Here is a 15,239-nt window from a genome sequence, read left to right as displayed (position 1 = left end):
TGGATGCCCAAGTGCGGTCCCCACGTGCTCCGCCACCGCCCCGGCCGCCTGTCAGTGATTCACGTCCACTACCACGCTGGCGCTGAGACGCTCGGTGAGGCTGCCGCCCAACTCCCGTGCAACATCACCGCGACGCCGACGCGCTCTCCAGCGTCGACTGGGGCCATCTCCCTCGTCCGCAGCGCCTGCGTGCCGCGCGATGCTGAGGGAAGTCTCACGGTCCACACTCATCATCCATTGCCCGCGCCTGAAGGCCACTTGACCTTTTCTTGAACCGCCTCACCTAGGGTCAGGTGCCGCACGCGCGAACGACGGGGGACACCAGCGCATGAGTGACGGCAGTGACGACGGCATGGTGCTGGATATCAAAACCGCGGACATCAAGGCCTCGGCGCCGGTGTTCCACGAACAGGCGAAGAACCTGAGCAAGGCGCTCACCACCCTTGTCACCACCTTGGACAACCTGGGCAAGCCCTGGGGTGACGACAAGCAGGGCAAGGAGTTCGGGGACGTCTACTCGCCGCAGCAGAAGAAGATCGAGAGCTCCGCGGGGATCCTCGTTCTCGGCCTGACCAGCATCCACGAGGCGCTGGTCGACCTCTCCGACGGGCATGTGGACAACGACGATCTCATAGCGGGAATGTTCACCAAGGTGAAGCCCCCGAAGGGCAACGCGGACAGCGAGGGTTCCCGGTGAGTATCGAGGACGAGGCGAAGAAGATCCTCCTGCATCTGGGCCTGTGGTGGCCGGACGCCAACTCCGGCTCGCTGCGCTCTGCGGCCACCGCGTGGCGGACCTTCGCCGACTCCGTCGACGACGTGAGGGCGCCGGTGCACAAGAGCGCGTCCTCCCTCATCCATCACAACAAGGGTGAGTCGATCGAGGCGTTCGAGAAGTTCTGGGGCCGCTACGCGAAGGGCCAGGACGCCGGCTGGCTGAGCGATCTGTCCGATGCGGCACACGGAATGGCGAAGGCGCTCGACAAGTTCGCGGACGCCATCGACGACGCGATCAACAAACTCTGGACACAGATCGGCATCGACGCTGCCGTGATCGCGGGTGGTGTTGCGCTGGCCTTCTTCACCGCGGGCCTGGCCTCGGGAGCCGCCGTCGCGGCCGCCGACGTCATCATCGAGCTCGGCGCCACCATGGGCGTCGCCGTATCCACGACGGTCGCCGAGATAGCGGCTGGGACCCTGGTTGCGGCGGCGTTCGGCGGTGTCGAGTCGGTCACCGTGGATGCGGCCATCGCCCAGCCGCTGAAGATGATCACGGGCCTGCAGCATGGCTTCAGCCTGGACGAGATCAACCAGGCGGCCACCGACGGCATGCTCTACGGCGGTGCGCTCGGAGCGGGAAGCGGTGTGCTGAAGGCGGGCGTGGAAGGAGCGTTCTCCGACACCACGCCGCTGATGCTGCGCCCGCCGTCGCTCCGCCCCGACCTGGTGGAGCTGGGCCCGGCCGCCCGCAACGCGGAGCGCACACCTTGCGTGGGCGAGCCGATCGACGTAGCGACCGGTGCGATGCTGATGACGCAGACGGACCTGTCGCTGCCCGCCTCGCTCCCGCTCCTTTTCCAGCGCACCCATTTGTCGTCGTACCGGGGTGGAGTCTGCTTCGGCCCCACCTGGATATCCACGCTCGACGAGTGCGTGCAGATCGATGGCGAGGGCGTCGTCTTCGCCGCGGCGGACGGCATGCGCCTGGTCTATCCGGTTCCGGAGCCGGGTGTGCCGGCCCTCCCCGTCAAGGGTGCTCGCTGGCCCCTGGAGTGGGACGGCAAGCCGGACGGCGTCATGACGATCACCGACCCGGCGACCGGAGTCGTACGCACCTTCAGCACGCCTCTGTCCTCCGGCACCTTCGGTACCTTCCACCTGCCGCTGGACTCATGGAGCGACCGCAACGGCGCCCGCATCGACATCGAGCGCGACGAGGACGGCCTTCCGCTCGGCCTGCGCCACTCCGGCGGCTACTACGTCGCCGTCGACACGACAGGTCCGCGCGTCACGGCCCTACGCCTGCTCAACCGCGCGCCCGACGCCTACGGTCCCGACGCCTCGCAGGAGCGCGCGGGTGGCACGCTCCTCATGCGCTACGCCTACGACGCTGACGGCAACCTCACCGACGTCATCAACTCCAGCAACCAGCCCCTGAGATTCACCTACGACAGCGACCGTCGTATCACCAAGTGGCAGGACCGCAACGGGACTTGGTTCGCCTACGAGTACGACGCCCGCGGCCGGGTCGTGCGCACCGAGGGCATCGACGGCATCCTCTCCGGCACACTCACCTACGACGAGTCGGCCCGCACCACCACCTACACGGACTCCCTCGGCCACGCCTCCTTCCATCGCTACAACGCCGAGGGCCTGGTCGTCGAGGAGACCGATCAGCTCGGCAACATCACCCGCAGACAGTGGGACGACCACGGCGACAAGCCTCTCTCGGTCACTGACCCGCTCGGCCGCACCACCCGCTATGCCTACGACGAATTCGGAAACCTCACCCAGGTCACCCTGCCCGACGGCTCGACGACACAGGCGTCGTACAACGGCCTCGGTCTGCCGACGGAGGTCGTCGAGCCTGGAGGCGCACGCTGGCAGCACGCGTACGACAGTCGTGGCAACCTCCTCACCACGACTGACCCGCTGGGCGCGGAGACCTGCTACGGCTACGACGCCTCCGGGCAACTGACCACCCTCACAGACGCGCTCGGACACACCCGCACCCTCACGGTGAACGCGGCCGGCCTCCCCCTGTCCATCACCGACGAACTGGGGCACACAACGACGGTCCGCCGGGACGCCTCCGGGCGGATCGTCGAGACGGTGGATCCGCTTGGCCACACCACCCGCAGGTCCTGGACAGCCGAAGGCAAGCCGGATCAACTCGAACATGCCGACGGCACGAAGGAGTTGTGGACCTGGGACGGCGAGGGCAACCTCCTCTCCCACACTGACCAGGCAGGCCACACGACCCACCACACGTCCGCCTCGTTCGATGTGCCCGCCACCCGAACCGACCCCGACGGCGCGACGTACGCCTTCCGCTACGACACCGAACTGCGCCTGACCACCGTCACCAACGCGCAGGGCCTGACGTGGTCGTACACCTACGACCAAGCCGGGCGGCTGACCACAGAGACGGACTTCAACGGTCGAACGCTCACCTATACACGGGACGCAGCGGGCGGCCTGCGCTCGCGCAGCAACGGCGCGGGCGAGACCCTGTGCTTTACGCGCGACGCGCTGGGACGGGTTGTGGAGCAGCGCTCGGATACGGGTGACGTGACTACCTTCGTCTATGGTGCCGATGGCGGCCTGCACTGTGCGACCAACGGGGATGCCGAAGTCGTACTGAAGCGGGACGCCGTCGGCCGGGTGTTGTCGGAGACCGTGAATGGCCGCACGACCTCGCATGCCTACGACGCCCTCGGTCGCCGCACCCGGCGGGTCACGCCTTCTGGGCTGGCCTCCGAGTGGACGTACGACCCGTCGGGGCGCCCGCTCGCCCTGCGCTCCCCGGCAGGCATGCTGGACTTCGTCCACGACGCCGACGGCCGTGAGACGGAACGACTCATCGGTTCGGAGGTGACGCTGACGCAGAGCTGGAGCGCCGGGGGACTGTTGACTGCGCAGTCCTTGACCGCCGCATCCGCCGTGCCCGGAGCGGACCGCCTTCTTCAGCACCGCACCTACTCCCATCGGGCCGATGGGTGTCTCACCGAGGTCCGCGAGCTCACCTCGGGCACTCGCCATATCAAGCTCGACACCATGGGCCGGGTCACCGGGATCCGCGCCCACGGCTGGACTGAGACGTATGCCTACGAGACGGCAGGCAACATGACGCGGGCTACCGCGCCCGCCCACGACGCTTCCGGTGAGCGTGAGTTCGACGGCACACTCATCCGCTCGGCCGGCCGTACCTCGTATGAACACGACGCTCAGGGACGCCTGGTGCGCAGGACACGCAGACTGCTCAACGGCCAGAGCCGTACATGGTCATACGCATGGAACGCCGAAGACCGTCTGACGGAAGTGGTTGCCGCGGACGGCAGCCACTGGCGCTATGCCTACGACCCGCTCGGTCGCCGCATCTCCAAGCATCGGGTGGCCGACGATGGCACGACAGCGGACCGCACGGAGTTCACGTGGGACGACCTGAATCTGGCCGAACTTACGGATCCGAGCGGCTGGGCCATCACCTGGGACTACGCGCCGGACACCCCTCGCCCAGTGGCTCAAACGCGCCAGAAGCTGTCGACTGCTGCCTCCAGCGACTCGTATCTGGCGCGGCTGGCGGAGGAGTCCGACTTCGGACACACCACTCAGTTCCATGCCGTGGTCACGGACTCCCTCGGCACGCCCACGGAACTCGTTTTCAAGACAGGGGAGTTGGCCTGGCAGCGCCGCACCAGTCTGTGGGGCACCGGTTTCCCGGCACCGGACGAGGACACTTCGGTCGACTGCCTGCTGCGCTTCCCGGGCCAATACGCCGATACCGAGACCGGCCTACATTACAACCTGCACCGCTATTACGATCCCGAGACGGCACGCTACATCAGCGCGGATCCGCTAGGCATCGTCCCGGCACCCGATCACCACGCCTACGTGCCCAATCCGCTCGTCTGGAGTGACCCCCTCGGCCTCGCCGGGAAGGGGCCGATGGGGCCGAAGAACCCGCTGGACTTCGGGCAGGGGTACACGGGCCGGCGTGACGTCTTCCCGGTGGGCAACAAGGGAATGGACGTGGAGATCCACGTATACGACAAGTCCATGCGAGAAGTGGGGCTGTTCAACAGCCAGGGGTGGTTCAATAAGCATGGCATCAATGCCTCGGAAGTCGAGGTTCCACCTGCTGTGGAGAACGCCATCAAGGGGCGGATGGTCTACGAACTCCGGAAAGTCGGTCGCATCGCCCCCAGAGGCGCCGAGGACATCACTGGAGATAAATGGAGGCGGCCGCCTCTCGCCGCGGAAGGTTGCAAATGAAGTACGTCACAGCAGTCTGGGAATCTGATGGATTCTACGTGGACCCGAGGGCCTATCTGGCCGAACTCCCAATGCTCCGCGACCAATTGCCGGCCGGTGCCTGGGCTTTTGCTTCCGATTCGGCGCACTACGATATGGGGCGCGGAAACAGTCACTGTGTCAAGGACCTCGAATTGTCCGGTATTCAGGTTGCTACCGACAAAAGCGGAGGACTGACCCTAGATTTCGCTCCGAATCAGTGGAAGCATGACTCCGGGCTGCGCGTCACCTATTCAGGAGTGACTCACTTTTCCATCGACTATGAGCACTCCATCGACTGGATGCCAGTCGACACCGTGCTTCTCGACGAGATCCTCCCGGGTGAGAACGGGGGCTGCGTGCACGAAATCGCACTGACCGACGCGAATATTACGGTCCGCTGCCAGGACCTGGAGGCGGTTTGGGGCGACACGTCTTGACGGGTGGTGAGCGCCCAGTGGGGCGGCTCTCCACAAGTAGTCCGCGTTCAAGGCGGCTCAAGTCGTTGGCCGCGGAACCGTCCTGCGTCGTGACTGCTTCCACCCTCCTGACTTGAAGAGCGTGCCCCCGGAGTCGGTTGTAGGAATAAGAGGGCTGAGCTGTCTCAGCGGCCGCTGGCGGGCTACAGGTTCGTCGAACTTCTGGGAACTTCCGCGGTTGTTGGCTTAGGCGCTGAAATGAAGCGGAGCGGACGGGGAGACGGTCAGTAGACCGAGGAGATCTGTTTGTGGCGGGTGAAACGACGGAGCGCTATCTGCTCGTATGGATGGGAGTGAGTATGAACTCCTGTCAGTAACCGCTGAATCACCAACCCCGGGTGCATAGTTCCGCGTATCGTGTTGTGCCGGTGCCAGCAGTCCGCCAGCGGTTGATTGTTGCGTTCGAGTGCTGCACCGGGAGCGACCGCACCGCGGGGGGTCAAGGGGTCGCAGGTTCAAATCCTGTCGTCCCGACAGTGATGTCGGACTGTTTTCGCAGTTCAGAGGCCGTCTCCTCGTTTTCGAGGGGGCGGCTTTTTGTGTGACGGGTGTGGTGATGGTCGCACGGTGAGTTCGGAGCCCATGCCGCGCTCGGTGTTTTGGCTGGTCAGCGCGGCGCCTTGGCTGGGGTGGAGGTCGCGTGGTGGTCGCAGCCGGTCCATGAACCTGCGCCAGCGCAGGGTGCGGGTGGCCCGGGTGAGGGCGGTGTCGAGAGTGCGGGCGGCGCGGGCTGCGGCGGGGTCGGTGAGGTGGGTGTAGAGGTCGGCTGTGGTGGCGAGCTGGGTGTGCCGGAGCAGTTTGGAGACCAGGACCACCGGGATGCCTGCGGTGATCATGAGGGTGGCGGTGCCGTGCCGTAGGTCTTTGAGGGCGATGGGGCGCAGGCCGGCTTTGCGGGCGGCAGCGCGGAAGTCGTTGAGGACCTGTTGCGGGCGCGGTGGGGCGCCGGCGGGTTGGGCGAAGGCCAGACCCATGGTGCGCCCTGTGGCTCGCTGCCGACGGCGCAGGGCGGCCAGGGCCCTGGAGGAGAGCGGGATCCAGCTGGCGCTGGCAGCTGTCTTGGGTGCTCCCAGTACGAGGTGGTTGTTGTCGATGGTGGTCAGGGAGCGGCGGACGAACAAGCGCCGCGCGGCGAAGTCGATGTCCTTGAAGGCGAGGCCGAGGGCTTCGCCGCGTGGGGGATCGAGATACCGGACTTCATCGACACGGACGAGTGGGCGCGGGACATGGCCACCGCATCCGAGCTGCTGCACGTCAACACCGACCCGTTGGGCGACTCCGCGCTGCGCACCGCCCTGATCACTGCTCTCAACGACGTGTTCGCTGGACAGTCGGCTCCCGGCCGCGAGGTGCAGCCGCTGCCGATGGCGGTCAACCCCGATGCCGACGGAGGCAAGATCAGGTCGGGTCCGAACCGGATCTTCCCCCCGCTCGCCACGGGCGACGACCCGCACTTCGAGCTGCGGCCGGGCTCCCAGGCCGTTCGCCTGCTCAGCCAGGGAGATCAGGTGCGCGGCGCTGTCGTCCGTGATGTCGTCTCCGGTGACGAGTACGAGGTCACCGCCACCGCGACCCTCGTGTGCGCGGATGTCTTCCGCACCCCTCAACTGCTGTTCGCCTCCGGGATCAGGCCGTCCGCGCTCGGACGTCACCTCAACGAACATGTCTTCCAGACCGGTCGCGTGAGCGTCGATCCCGTGGCCGTCGCACTGGACGCGGCCGCGCCGGCCGAGGACCGGGCGGGCGAGGCGCTCAACACGTCGTACTGGCTGCCCCACAGCGGTGAACCACAGCCGTTCAACGGGCAGTTCACCGGGAGCGTGCAGTTCGCGCAGGACGGCAGCGTCGCCGACTGCTCGGCCGGGATCGCGCTCTACGTCCCGACCGAGATCCAGGCGTCCAACCGGGTCGAGTTCTCCGAGACCGAGCTCGATGCCGCGGGGATGCCGAAGATGCGCATCACGTTCGAATACACCGAGGAGGACCGTCGCCTGATCAAGGAGGCTCAGCGGGAACAGGAGCGCGCAGGCAGGCGCCTCGGGCGCTTCGACCCGGCGACCGACAGCGCCACGCTGCCGCCGGGAACCTCCCTGCACATGACGGGAACCGTCCGGATGGGGCCCGGCAACGACGGCACCAGCGTCTGCGACCCGGACGCCCGCGTCTGGAACCTCACCAACCTCTACCTCGCCGGCTGCGGCGTCGTCCCGACCGCCCTCGTCTGCAACTCCACGCTCACCGGTGTCGTCACCGCTGTCCGTGCGGCCCGCGCCGCGGTCGCACACCTGGCGCCGTGAACCGGTGAGCGAACCTCAGTCCTCCGGATGCCGCAGCGGCACGACCCCCGTGCTGCGGCCGCTGCGGTCCAGGAGGCGTCCCATGTGCTTGACCGTGCGCAGGACCACCGAGCGGTCGGAGACCGTCAGGCGCCGGAAGCCGCGCGAAAGGTGGGCCTCGAAGGCGTGCACGTCGTGCAGGGCGCGCAGCCAGACATCGATCACGAGGTTGTGCGGGCCCGCCGTGATCGAGCAGGAGCGGACCTCGCGCAGGTCGGAAAGGACCCGGCTGGTCTCCTCCAGGTACTGGCCCGGCACGGACGCGAAGTACACCGCGGACAGCGGCCAGCCGGAGAGCGGGCGGGCGAGGTCGCAGCGCAGGCGCAGCCGCGAGGAGAGCAGGGACTGCATCCTGCGGCGCACCGTGGTCAGGGCCGCGTCGCTCGCCTGCGCGAGGTCGCGCAGCGACATCCGGCCGTCCACGCTGAGGAGTTCGAGCAGCCGCGCGTCCAGCGAGTCCCAGCGCGCCGGGGCCGCGGAGGCGGTTGCCGACGAGCCCGGGGCCGACGCCTCCATGCGTGCGCACTGCTCCGCATCCAGGCTGCGCAGGCGCCACCCGCTGCCGTCGGTCGGCAGCCCCGTGGAGATGTGCGTACGCGTCGCCCGCACGCCCGGGGTTCGCTGGATCACGTAGGTGCTGAGCCGGGAGAGTTCGTCCAGGCTCCGGGCCTGCACGGCGGCGACCATGTCCCGGCCCCCGGCCGTCAGCTTGATGTTCGGCACCGCCGGGTCCGCGGCCAGCGCAAGGGCCACGTCCTCCGCGGCCCCGGGAACGGTGTCCACCTCGACCAGGCCCGTCACCACGAGCCGCGTGTCGGTGAGCCGCGGATAGGCGGTCACCCACGCGAGCCCCGCCTCCTCCAAGCGGTGCCAACGGCGCGCCGTCGTCACCGGATTTACCCGGAGTACCTCGCCGACCAGCGTCCACGGGGCCCGCGGCTGGATCTGCAGGGCGTGCACGATGCCACGGTCGAGTTCGTCCAGTTCACCGAGCTCGTCCGGGGCACCGGGACGCTGCCGGGCCGTGGCACTTTCCTGCACCGCCATGGGTGGCACTTCTCTGCGCGTACTGCCGGAATCCCGAACGAAATCTGCGCGGTCGTACGGCGATGACGTACGCATCCCACACTCCCCTCCAACCGGTCCCCCCTGCATACCTCCAGGAGTGAAGGCACGCCATGACGCACGTCACCACGCAGGACGCGGTACGAACCCCCTTGCGTATCCACAACGCCCGGCTCATCGACGGCACCGGCTCCTCCCCGGTGGACGACGCCGTCGTCCTCGTCGACGCCGAGGGGATCATCACCTACGCCGGGGCCGCCGCGCAGGCGCCCGCGACCACATCCTCCGACGTCCGCTGCGTGGATGCCGGTGGCCGCACGCTGCTGCCCGGCTTCTTCGACTGCCACGTCCACCTCTCCTACGCACATGGCGCGCACCCGGGCCGCCGCGGCGAGCTGGACCGGGTCCTCGTCACCCTCGACACCGCGGCGCGCCTGCGCCAGACCCTCGACGCGGGCGTCACCACGGTGCGCGACCTGGCCGGCCTCGCCGCCGGGTACCGCACGGCCGTCGAGACCGGCAGGATTGTCGGCCCGCGGATCCAGACCGCGGTCCGCGTGATCAGCCACACCGGCGGCCATGGCGACGTACGGCTGCCCGACGGAACCGACCTGAGCGACGGCATGTCCGCGCTCGCGGACACCGCCGACGAGGCCCGTCTCGCGGTGCGCCGGGTGCTCCGCGAGGGCGCCGACCTGGTGAAGGTCTGTGCCACCGGCGGCATGGGCAGCCCGTACGACCAGCCCGACGACGAGGGCCTGACGGAGGAGGAGATCCGGGCCGTCGTCGACGAGGCGCGCCGGCACGGCGACAAGCCGGTCGCGGCGCACGCCCAGGGCACCTCCGGCATCCTCAACGCGATCCGCGGGGGAGTCACCAGCATCGAGCACGGCTACGGGATCAACGACGAGGCCCTTGAACTGGCCGCCGAGCGCGGCACGTTCGTCGTCCCGACGCTCTCCACGGTCTACGCCGGAATCAACAAGGAGACCATGCCGGATTACCACTACCAGAAGAAGGTCCGCTGGTCCGGAATCACCAAGGAGAACATCGCCCGCGCCATCGAGCAGGGCGCCCGCATCGCACTCGGCACGGACGCTGCCGTCGGGCCGCACGGCGTGAACCTGATGGAGCTGAGCTACCTGGTGGACCTGGGCATGAACCCGATGGACGCCATCGTCGCCGGCACCCGCAACTCCGCCGAACTCCTCGGCGTCGACGACCGCCTGGGCACACTGACCGCGGGCCGCGTGGCGGACCTCGTCCTGTGCGACGGCGACCCGCTGGCCGACATCGGTGTCCTCGGCGACCCGGCCAACATCGTCTGCGTCGTCCAGGGCGGCGTCGTACGCAAGGACCTGGTCGGTGCCGCGGCCGGGGGGCGTCCGTGATGTCCGCGGGGACCGGGCAGCGGGCCGCGGCGCCGGGCCCTTCCACGCAGAAGCCGCGCGGCATCGACCGGGTGCTCGCCTTCGTCGAACGGGCGGGCAACGCCCTGCCCAACCCGGTCGTCCTGTTCACCGTCCTGTTCGGGGTGGTCGCGGTGGTCTCCACCGCGCTCGCCCTCGCGGACGTGTCCGTGACGGTGCCGGGGACGGACGACACCAAGCAGATCACCGGGCTGCTGACCGGCGCAGGGGTGCGCTGGCTGGTGGAGAACCTCGTCACCAACTTCGCGGCGTTCCCGCCCATCGCCGCCGTACTGCTCATGATCATGGCGGTGGGTGTCGCGGAGCGGGCCGGTCTCCTGGAGACCGCGATGCGGGCCACCCTGGCCCGCGCCCCGCGCGCCTTCCTGCCGTACCTGGTGGCGCTCGTCGCCTGCCAGGCGCACATGATGAGCGACGTCGCGGCGATCGTGCTGCCGCCGCTCGCCGCGGTCGTCTTCAAGAGCGCGGGCCGCCATCCGGCGGCCGGCCTGATCGGCGGCTTCGCGTGCGTCACCGCGGGATACGCGGCCGGGTTCACGATCGGTTCGCTCGACGCGCTCTACACGGGCATCACCCAGCAGGCCGTCGCGGTCCTGTCGGACACCCACCACGCCGACGTGAACATCCTCGCCAACTACTTCTTCACCGCCGCGAGCAGCCTGGTCCTCGGCCTCATCGGCGGCTTCCTGATCAGCCGGGTGCTCGAACCCAGGCTGCCCGCCTACACGGCGACCGCCGACGCACCGGACGCCTCCGAGAGCGAGGACATCCGCCTCACCCCGGCCGAGCGCCGCGGCCTGCTGTGCACCGGCCTCGTCGTCGCCGTGTACGCGGCCGTCGTCCTGTCGCTGTGGCTGCCCAGCGGCGCACCGCTGCGCGGGGAGGGCGGGGCGCTGGTGCCGTCACCGCTGCTCACGGGCATCGTCCCGGTCCTGTTCGGCGCGTTCCTGCTGGCGGGCGTGACGTACGGGTTCACGGTGAAGACGCTGAGCGGGTCGGAGGGCGTCGTCGCCGCGATGACCGACTCGGTGAAGAACATGTCCGGCTACGTCGTCATGATGTTCGTCGCCGCGCAGGTCATCGCGGTGTTCAACTGGTCCAACCTGGGCGTGCTGCTCGCGGTGAAGGCGGCGGCGCTGCTCAAGTCCGTCGGGCTGACCGGCTTCGGGGCACTGGTCGCCTTCATCCTGCTCGTCTCGTGCCTCAATCTGGTGATCCTCTCCGGATCCGCGCTGTGGTCGCTGATCGGGCCCGTGTTCGTCCCGGCGTTCATGCTGCTCGGCATGAGCCCGGCCCTCAGCCAGGCCGCGTTCCGCATCGGCGACTCGGCCACCGCCGTGATCACGCCAATGAACCCGTACGTGTTCCTGCTCCTCGCACTCCTGCAGCGCTACGAGCCGGAGGCGCGGCTGGGGACGCTCATCTCGCGGCTCGCCATCTTCGTTGTGCCGTTCCTCGTGGCGTGGCTGGGCATCCTGGCGGTGTTCTACGGCTTCGATCTGCCGCTGGGGCCCGGGGCGGGTATCTCCCTCAAGTGAGCGTGTACGTCAGTGTGGTGACAGGTCGGTGCCCCACCGGGGGATTCCGGTGGGGCACCGACCTGTCACCACACTCAGCTCCGGGCCATCCACTCCAGAACGATGTCGGCGAACTCCTGGGGCACCTGTTCCGGCGCGGCCACATGCCCGTCGGACAGGACCTGGGTCTCGCAGCCCAGCGCGTCGGCGAACTTCGCCAGTGAGGGCAGCGAATAGGTGTCATGGGGTGCGCAGACGGCGAGGGTTCGCGCCGTGATGTGCGGCAGGCGCGCCTCCATGTCGTAACGGCGTATCGCCTCGTGCCCTTCCTCCACGCGGTCGAGGACGCCCAGGGCATCGGCCACGTACCGGTTGAGCGCGGCCTCCTCGCCCGCGCGGTAGAAGCCGCGCCGGTTGTCCCACAGGGCCTGGAGATGGGAGCCGTCCGGCTTCGGGTCGACGTGGTCGATGCGCCGATGCCTTGCCGCGCCGCGCCGCTTCTCGTCGTCGACGAACGGGGTGGCGGACAGCAGCAGACCGGCGACGCGGTCCTGGAACCGCGCCGCCAGTTCGACGGCGATGACCCCGCCCGTGTGGTGCCCGACGAGGTGGAAGCGGTCCAGGCCCAACTCGTCGACGAGCGCGCCCGCGGCGTCCGCGAACCGCTCGATGGAATGCGGCCCCCCGGGCCTGGCCGAGGCGCCGAAGCCGAGGGTGTCCATGGCGATCGCCCGGTGCCGGGCACCGACCAGGGGGAGCACGTCGACGTACTCCGTCCAGGACCGCGGTGTCTGGTGGAGCAGCAGCACGGGGACGCCGTCGCCGGACTCCGCGTAGTGCAACTGGCCGTAGGGGCTGGGGACATATCCCTTGCGCAACGTATCCGTCATCCGTTGTCTCCGTTCCTCGCGCTCGTCGGCACTGGCGTTGTGGTGTCTTCGTGCATGCGTGCACGTGTCACAGGGCCGGCAGCACCGAGGCACCGACGGCTTCGATCAGTTCGTCCGGAAGGTCGTACGAGCCGACGTGCTGCAGGAACACTCCGCTCACCCCGGTGGCACGGAGCGCGCGCAGCCGCTCCGCGATCTGCTCGGCGGTGCCGAACAGGCAGAAATCCTCGGCGAACCGCAGCGCCGCCTCGTCACTGACCCACTGCGACACCACCTTCACCGCGGCGTCCCAGTCCTCGGCGTGCACGAGGTCCGGGTACACGCCCTCGACGACGTCCGGTACGTCGAGGTGGATGCCGGCGAGGGCGAGGAAAGGCGCCCCGCCGTTCTGTGCGATCGAGACGCAGATGGGCTTGATCTGCCGGGCCGCCGCCACGGTGTCGGCTGCGGACTCGGTCACGGCGCAGTACGCGGAGACGGTCAGCGGCACCGACGCCACGGTGCGCCCCGCCGCCTCCGCGCCCTCCCGAACGCGTGCGGTGGCGCCCGCCAGAGTGTGCGGAGAGACACCGCTGAGCAGGATCGCACCGTCGGCGACCTCCCCGGCCAGTCGCAGGTTCCGCGGCCCGCTCGCCGCCAGGTGGAGCGGTACCCCGGGGCGGGGGGCGCGCAACCGGGAACGGACCGTGCCTGCCGGGCCCTCGAAGTCCCGCTCCTCGCCGTCCAAGAGCCCGCGCAGCAGAGCGAGCCCCTCGCGCATCGCGGCCGTGGTGCTCTGGCGCAGGCCGACGGGCCCGACCGAGCTGTTGCCCACGCCGAGCCCGAGGGTGAACCGTCCCGGGGCGAGCTCCGCGACACTGCGTGCGGCGGAGGCGACGACGGCCGGGTGGCGGGTCACCAGGTTCGTCACCGCTGTGCCCAGGCCGATGCGTTCGGTGCCGAGGGCGGCGGCGGTCAGCGTGGTGAATACGTCGCGCCACAGCAGCTGGGAGTCCGGGAACCAGGCCTCGTCGAAGCCCAGGGCTTCCGCCCTGCGTACGGTGTCGACGATGCGGTCGGCACGCGTGCAGGGAGGGATACGGATCCCGACGCGCAACGACTCCTGTGCGGCGCTCACTTGGCGCCCTCGGTGGTGCTCATCGGGTGCCCACGAGAGGCGTGTCGACGCCCACCGGGCCGAGGCCGCCCGCCCCGCCGGGAGTGCCGAGCGGCGCGTCGCGGCCCGGCAGAACCTCCACGAAGAAGCGCTTGTTGTCCTCGCGGAAGTCGGGGTCGGCCTTGCGGTCGACGGTGATCGCCTGCTCGGGGCAGGCGACCTCGCAGGCGCCGCAGTCGATGCACTCCACCGGGTTGATGTAGAGCTTGCGCTCGCCCTCGTAGATGCAGTCGACCGGGCACTCCTCCATGCAGGACCGGTCCATGATGTCGACGCAGGACGCGCCGATGACGTACGCCATGGTGTGCTCAGTGCTCCTTCTCGGTGGAGTGCCCGGGGAACAGGGCGGCCTCCGGATCGATGACGGTCGCCGCGTTGTTGACGGCGGTGGCGGCCTCGCCGAAGCCGACCGAGATCAGGCGGACCTTGCCGGGGTAGTCGGTGATGTCGCCCGCCGCGAACACGCGGGGCAGGTTGGTGGCCATCCGGGTGTCGACGGTGATCGTGCGGGCCTGGAGGTCCAGGCCCCAGTGCCGCAGCGGGCCGAGGTCGGCGAGGAAGCCGAGGGCCGCGACCACCGAACCGGCCGGGAGCAGACGGGTCTCCTTCGTCGTGCGGTGCCGGATCTCCGCCTGTTCCAGGTGAGTTGACCCGCTCAGGCGGCTCACCTCGCAGTCGGTGACGATCTCGACGCCCAGCGAGCGGACCTTCGCGACGCTCGCGGCGTGCGCGCGGAACCGGGCGGTGCGGTGCACCAGCGTCACGGAGCGGGCGATCGGGGAGAGCATCGCTGCCCAGTCGAAGGCGCTGTCGCCGCCGCCGACGACCACCACGTCCTTGTCCGTGTGCACGGACGGGTCCGGCACGAAGTACTCCAGGCCCCGCCCGAGGAACTCCTCACCGGCCGGCAGCGCCCGCGGGGTGAACGTCCCCACGCCGCCGGTGATGACGACGGCCCCCGCCCGCACCGTCGCACCCTGGTCGCTGCGGACGACCGGGCGGCCGTCGACGCCGTGCGTCAGCTCGACGGCCCGGTGGCCCAACAAGTAGCGGGGCGCGTACGGTTCGGCCTGCGCGACCAGCCCGTCCACCAGGTCGCGGCCGCGCACGGAGAGAAATCCGGCGATGTCGAAGATCGGCTTCTCCGGGTACATGGCGCTGATCTGCCCGCCCAACTGCGGCAGTACGTCCATGACCGTGACGCTCAGGCCGCGGAAACCGGCGTAGTAGGCGCCGTAGAGGCCGGCCGGACCGGCGCCGATGATCAGGACGTCGGTGTCGAACCCGAAGTCATCGGTTTCGTCGGTTTCGTCGGTGAGTTGGCTCATGATCTGGAGCGTAGGAACGACGGGC

General features: G+C 69.1%; 12 protein-coding genes. 6 read left to right on the top strand and 6 right to left on the bottom strand.

Translation table 11 applies throughout. The features are described 5' to 3' along the window. Positions 1-328 precede the first annotated feature (328 nt). The 3 genes from OHO83_RS10600 to OHO83_RS10590 are packed head-to-tail and all read left to right on the top strand — an operon-like array spanning position 329 to position 5,453. Entirely contained in the window at positions 329-697 is a 369-nt protein-coding gene (locus OHO83_RS10600; RefSeq protein WP_266675695.1) for a hypothetical protein, read from the top strand. Next, positions 694-4,995: a DUF6531 domain-containing protein gene (locus tag OHO83_RS10595; RefSeq protein ID WP_330279320.1), complete on the top strand. Its 4,302-nt coding sequence runs from the start codon at positions 694-696 to the stop codon at positions 4,993-4,995. Before OHO83_RS10600 ends, OHO83_RS10595 begins: the two co-directional genes overlap by 4 nt. Then, positions 4,992-5,453, top strand: a complete 462-nt coding sequence (locus OHO83_RS10590; protein WP_329432972.1) for a hypothetical protein — start codon at positions 4,992-4,994, stop codon at positions 5,451-5,453. The genes OHO83_RS10595 and OHO83_RS10590 overlap by 4 nt, the downstream gene beginning before the upstream one ends. Positions 5,454-5,992: 539 nt before the next feature. Here OHO83_RS10590 and OHO83_RS10585 read toward each other — a convergent pair. Further along, complete coding sequence (locus OHO83_RS10585; protein ID WP_330279319.1) at positions 5,993-6,745, bottom strand: site-specific integrase; 753 nt, start codon at positions 6,743-6,745, stop codon at positions 5,993-5,995. On the opposite strand from OHO83_RS10585, the gene OHO83_RS10580 reads away from it, so the two are divergent. Further along, complete coding sequence (locus OHO83_RS10580) at positions 6,719-7,789, top strand: GMC family oxidoreductase (RefSeq protein ID WP_330279318.1); 1,071 nt, start codon at positions 6,719-6,721, stop codon at positions 7,787-7,789. The genes OHO83_RS10585 and OHO83_RS10580 overlap by 27 nt on opposite strands. 15 nt (positions 7,790-7,804) lie before the next feature. Here the strand turns inward: OHO83_RS10580 and OHO83_RS10575 are convergent, their stop codons facing one another. Beyond that, complete coding sequence (locus OHO83_RS10575; RefSeq protein WP_330279317.1) at positions 7,805-8,875, bottom strand: Lrp/AsnC family transcriptional regulator; 1,071 nt, start codon at positions 8,873-8,875, stop codon at positions 7,805-7,807. A 131-nt stretch (positions 8,876-9,006) separates the two neighbouring features. Here OHO83_RS10575 and OHO83_RS10570 point away from each other — a divergent pair, with 131 nt between their 5' ends. Continuing rightward, the gene (locus OHO83_RS10570) at positions 9,007-10,284 is read left to right on the top strand and encodes a metal-dependent hydrolase family protein (protein ID WP_330279316.1); all 1,278 of its coding nucleotides are present in this window, start codon (positions 9,007-9,009) and stop codon (positions 10,282-10,284) included. Further along, entirely contained in the window at positions 10,284-11,861 is a 1,578-nt protein-coding gene (locus tag OHO83_RS10565) for an AbgT family transporter (RefSeq protein ID WP_330279315.1), read from the top strand. The genes OHO83_RS10570 and OHO83_RS10565 overlap by 1 nt, the downstream gene beginning before the upstream one ends. 74 nt (positions 11,862-11,935) lie before the next feature. Here the strand turns inward: OHO83_RS10565 and OHO83_RS10560 are convergent, their stop codons facing one another. The 4 genes from OHO83_RS10560 to OHO83_RS10545 all read right to left on the bottom strand — a co-directional run bounded on the left by OHO83_RS10560 (position 11,936) and on the right by OHO83_RS10545 (position 15,214). Further along, positions 11,936-12,730: an alpha/beta fold hydrolase gene (locus OHO83_RS10560; protein ID WP_330279314.1), complete on the bottom strand. Its 795-nt coding sequence runs from the start codon at positions 12,728-12,730 to the stop codon at positions 11,936-11,938. A gap of 67 nt (positions 12,731-12,797) precedes the next feature. Next, positions 12,798-13,847 (bottom strand): LLM class flavin-dependent oxidoreductase, encoded by a 1,050-nt coding sequence (locus OHO83_RS10555; RefSeq protein ID WP_330279313.1) that lies wholly within the window; start codon positions 13,845-13,847, stop codon positions 12,798-12,800. 19 nt (positions 13,848-13,866) lie between these two features. Continuing rightward, positions 13,867-14,187 (bottom strand): indolepyruvate ferredoxin oxidoreductase subunit alpha, encoded by a 321-nt coding sequence (locus OHO83_RS10550; protein WP_329432963.1) that lies wholly within the window; start codon positions 14,185-14,187, stop codon positions 13,867-13,869. Positions 14,188-14,194: 7 nt separating this feature from the next. Further along, entirely contained in the window at positions 14,195-15,214 is a 1,020-nt protein-coding gene (locus OHO83_RS10545) for an NAD(P)/FAD-dependent oxidoreductase (RefSeq protein ID WP_330279312.1), read from the bottom strand. Positions 15,215-15,239 lie beyond the last annotated feature (25 nt).

This window comes from Streptomyces sp. NBC_00569 (genome assembly GCF_036345255.1).
Taxonomy (GTDB): domain Bacteria; phylum Actinomycetota; class Actinomycetes; order Streptomycetales; family Streptomycetaceae; genus Streptomyces.
This window is presented reverse-complemented; position numbering and strand designations above follow the sequence as displayed.

Bases quoted from the DNA above. Each gene is read 5' to 3' on its own strand.
- OHO83_RS10600 (WP_266675695.1), top strand. From the start codon at position 329: ATGAGTGACGGCAGTGACGACGGCATGGTGCTGGATATCAAAACCGCG.
- OHO83_RS10550 (WP_329432963.1), bottom strand. From the start codon at position 14,187: ATGGCGTACGTCATCGGCGCGTCCTGCGTCGACATCATGGACCGGTCC.
- OHO83_RS10575 (WP_330279317.1), bottom strand. From the start codon at position 8,875: ATGGCGGTGCAGGAAAGTGCCACGGCCCGGCAGCGTCCCGGTGCCCCG.
- OHO83_RS10590 (WP_329432972.1), top strand. From the start codon at position 4,992: ATGAAGTACGTCACAGCAGTCTGGGAATCTGATGGATTCTACGTGGAC.
- OHO83_RS10570 (WP_330279316.1), top strand. From the start codon at position 9,007: ATGACGCACGTCACCACGCAGGACGCGGTACGAACCCCCTTGCGTATC.
- OHO83_RS10545 (WP_330279312.1), bottom strand. From the start codon at position 15,214: ATGAGCCAACTCACCGACGAAACCGACGAAACCGATGACTTCGGGTTC.
- OHO83_RS10565 (WP_330279315.1), top strand. From the start codon at position 10,284: ATGTCCGCGGGGACCGGGCAGCGGGCCGCGGCGCCGGGCCCTTCCACG.
- OHO83_RS10580 (WP_330279318.1), top strand. From the start codon at position 6,719: ATGGCCACCGCATCCGAGCTGCTGCACGTCAACACCGACCCGTTGGGC.
- OHO83_RS10560 (WP_330279314.1), bottom strand. From the start codon at position 12,730: ATGACGGATACGTTGCGCAAGGGATATGTCCCCAGCCCCTACGGCCAG.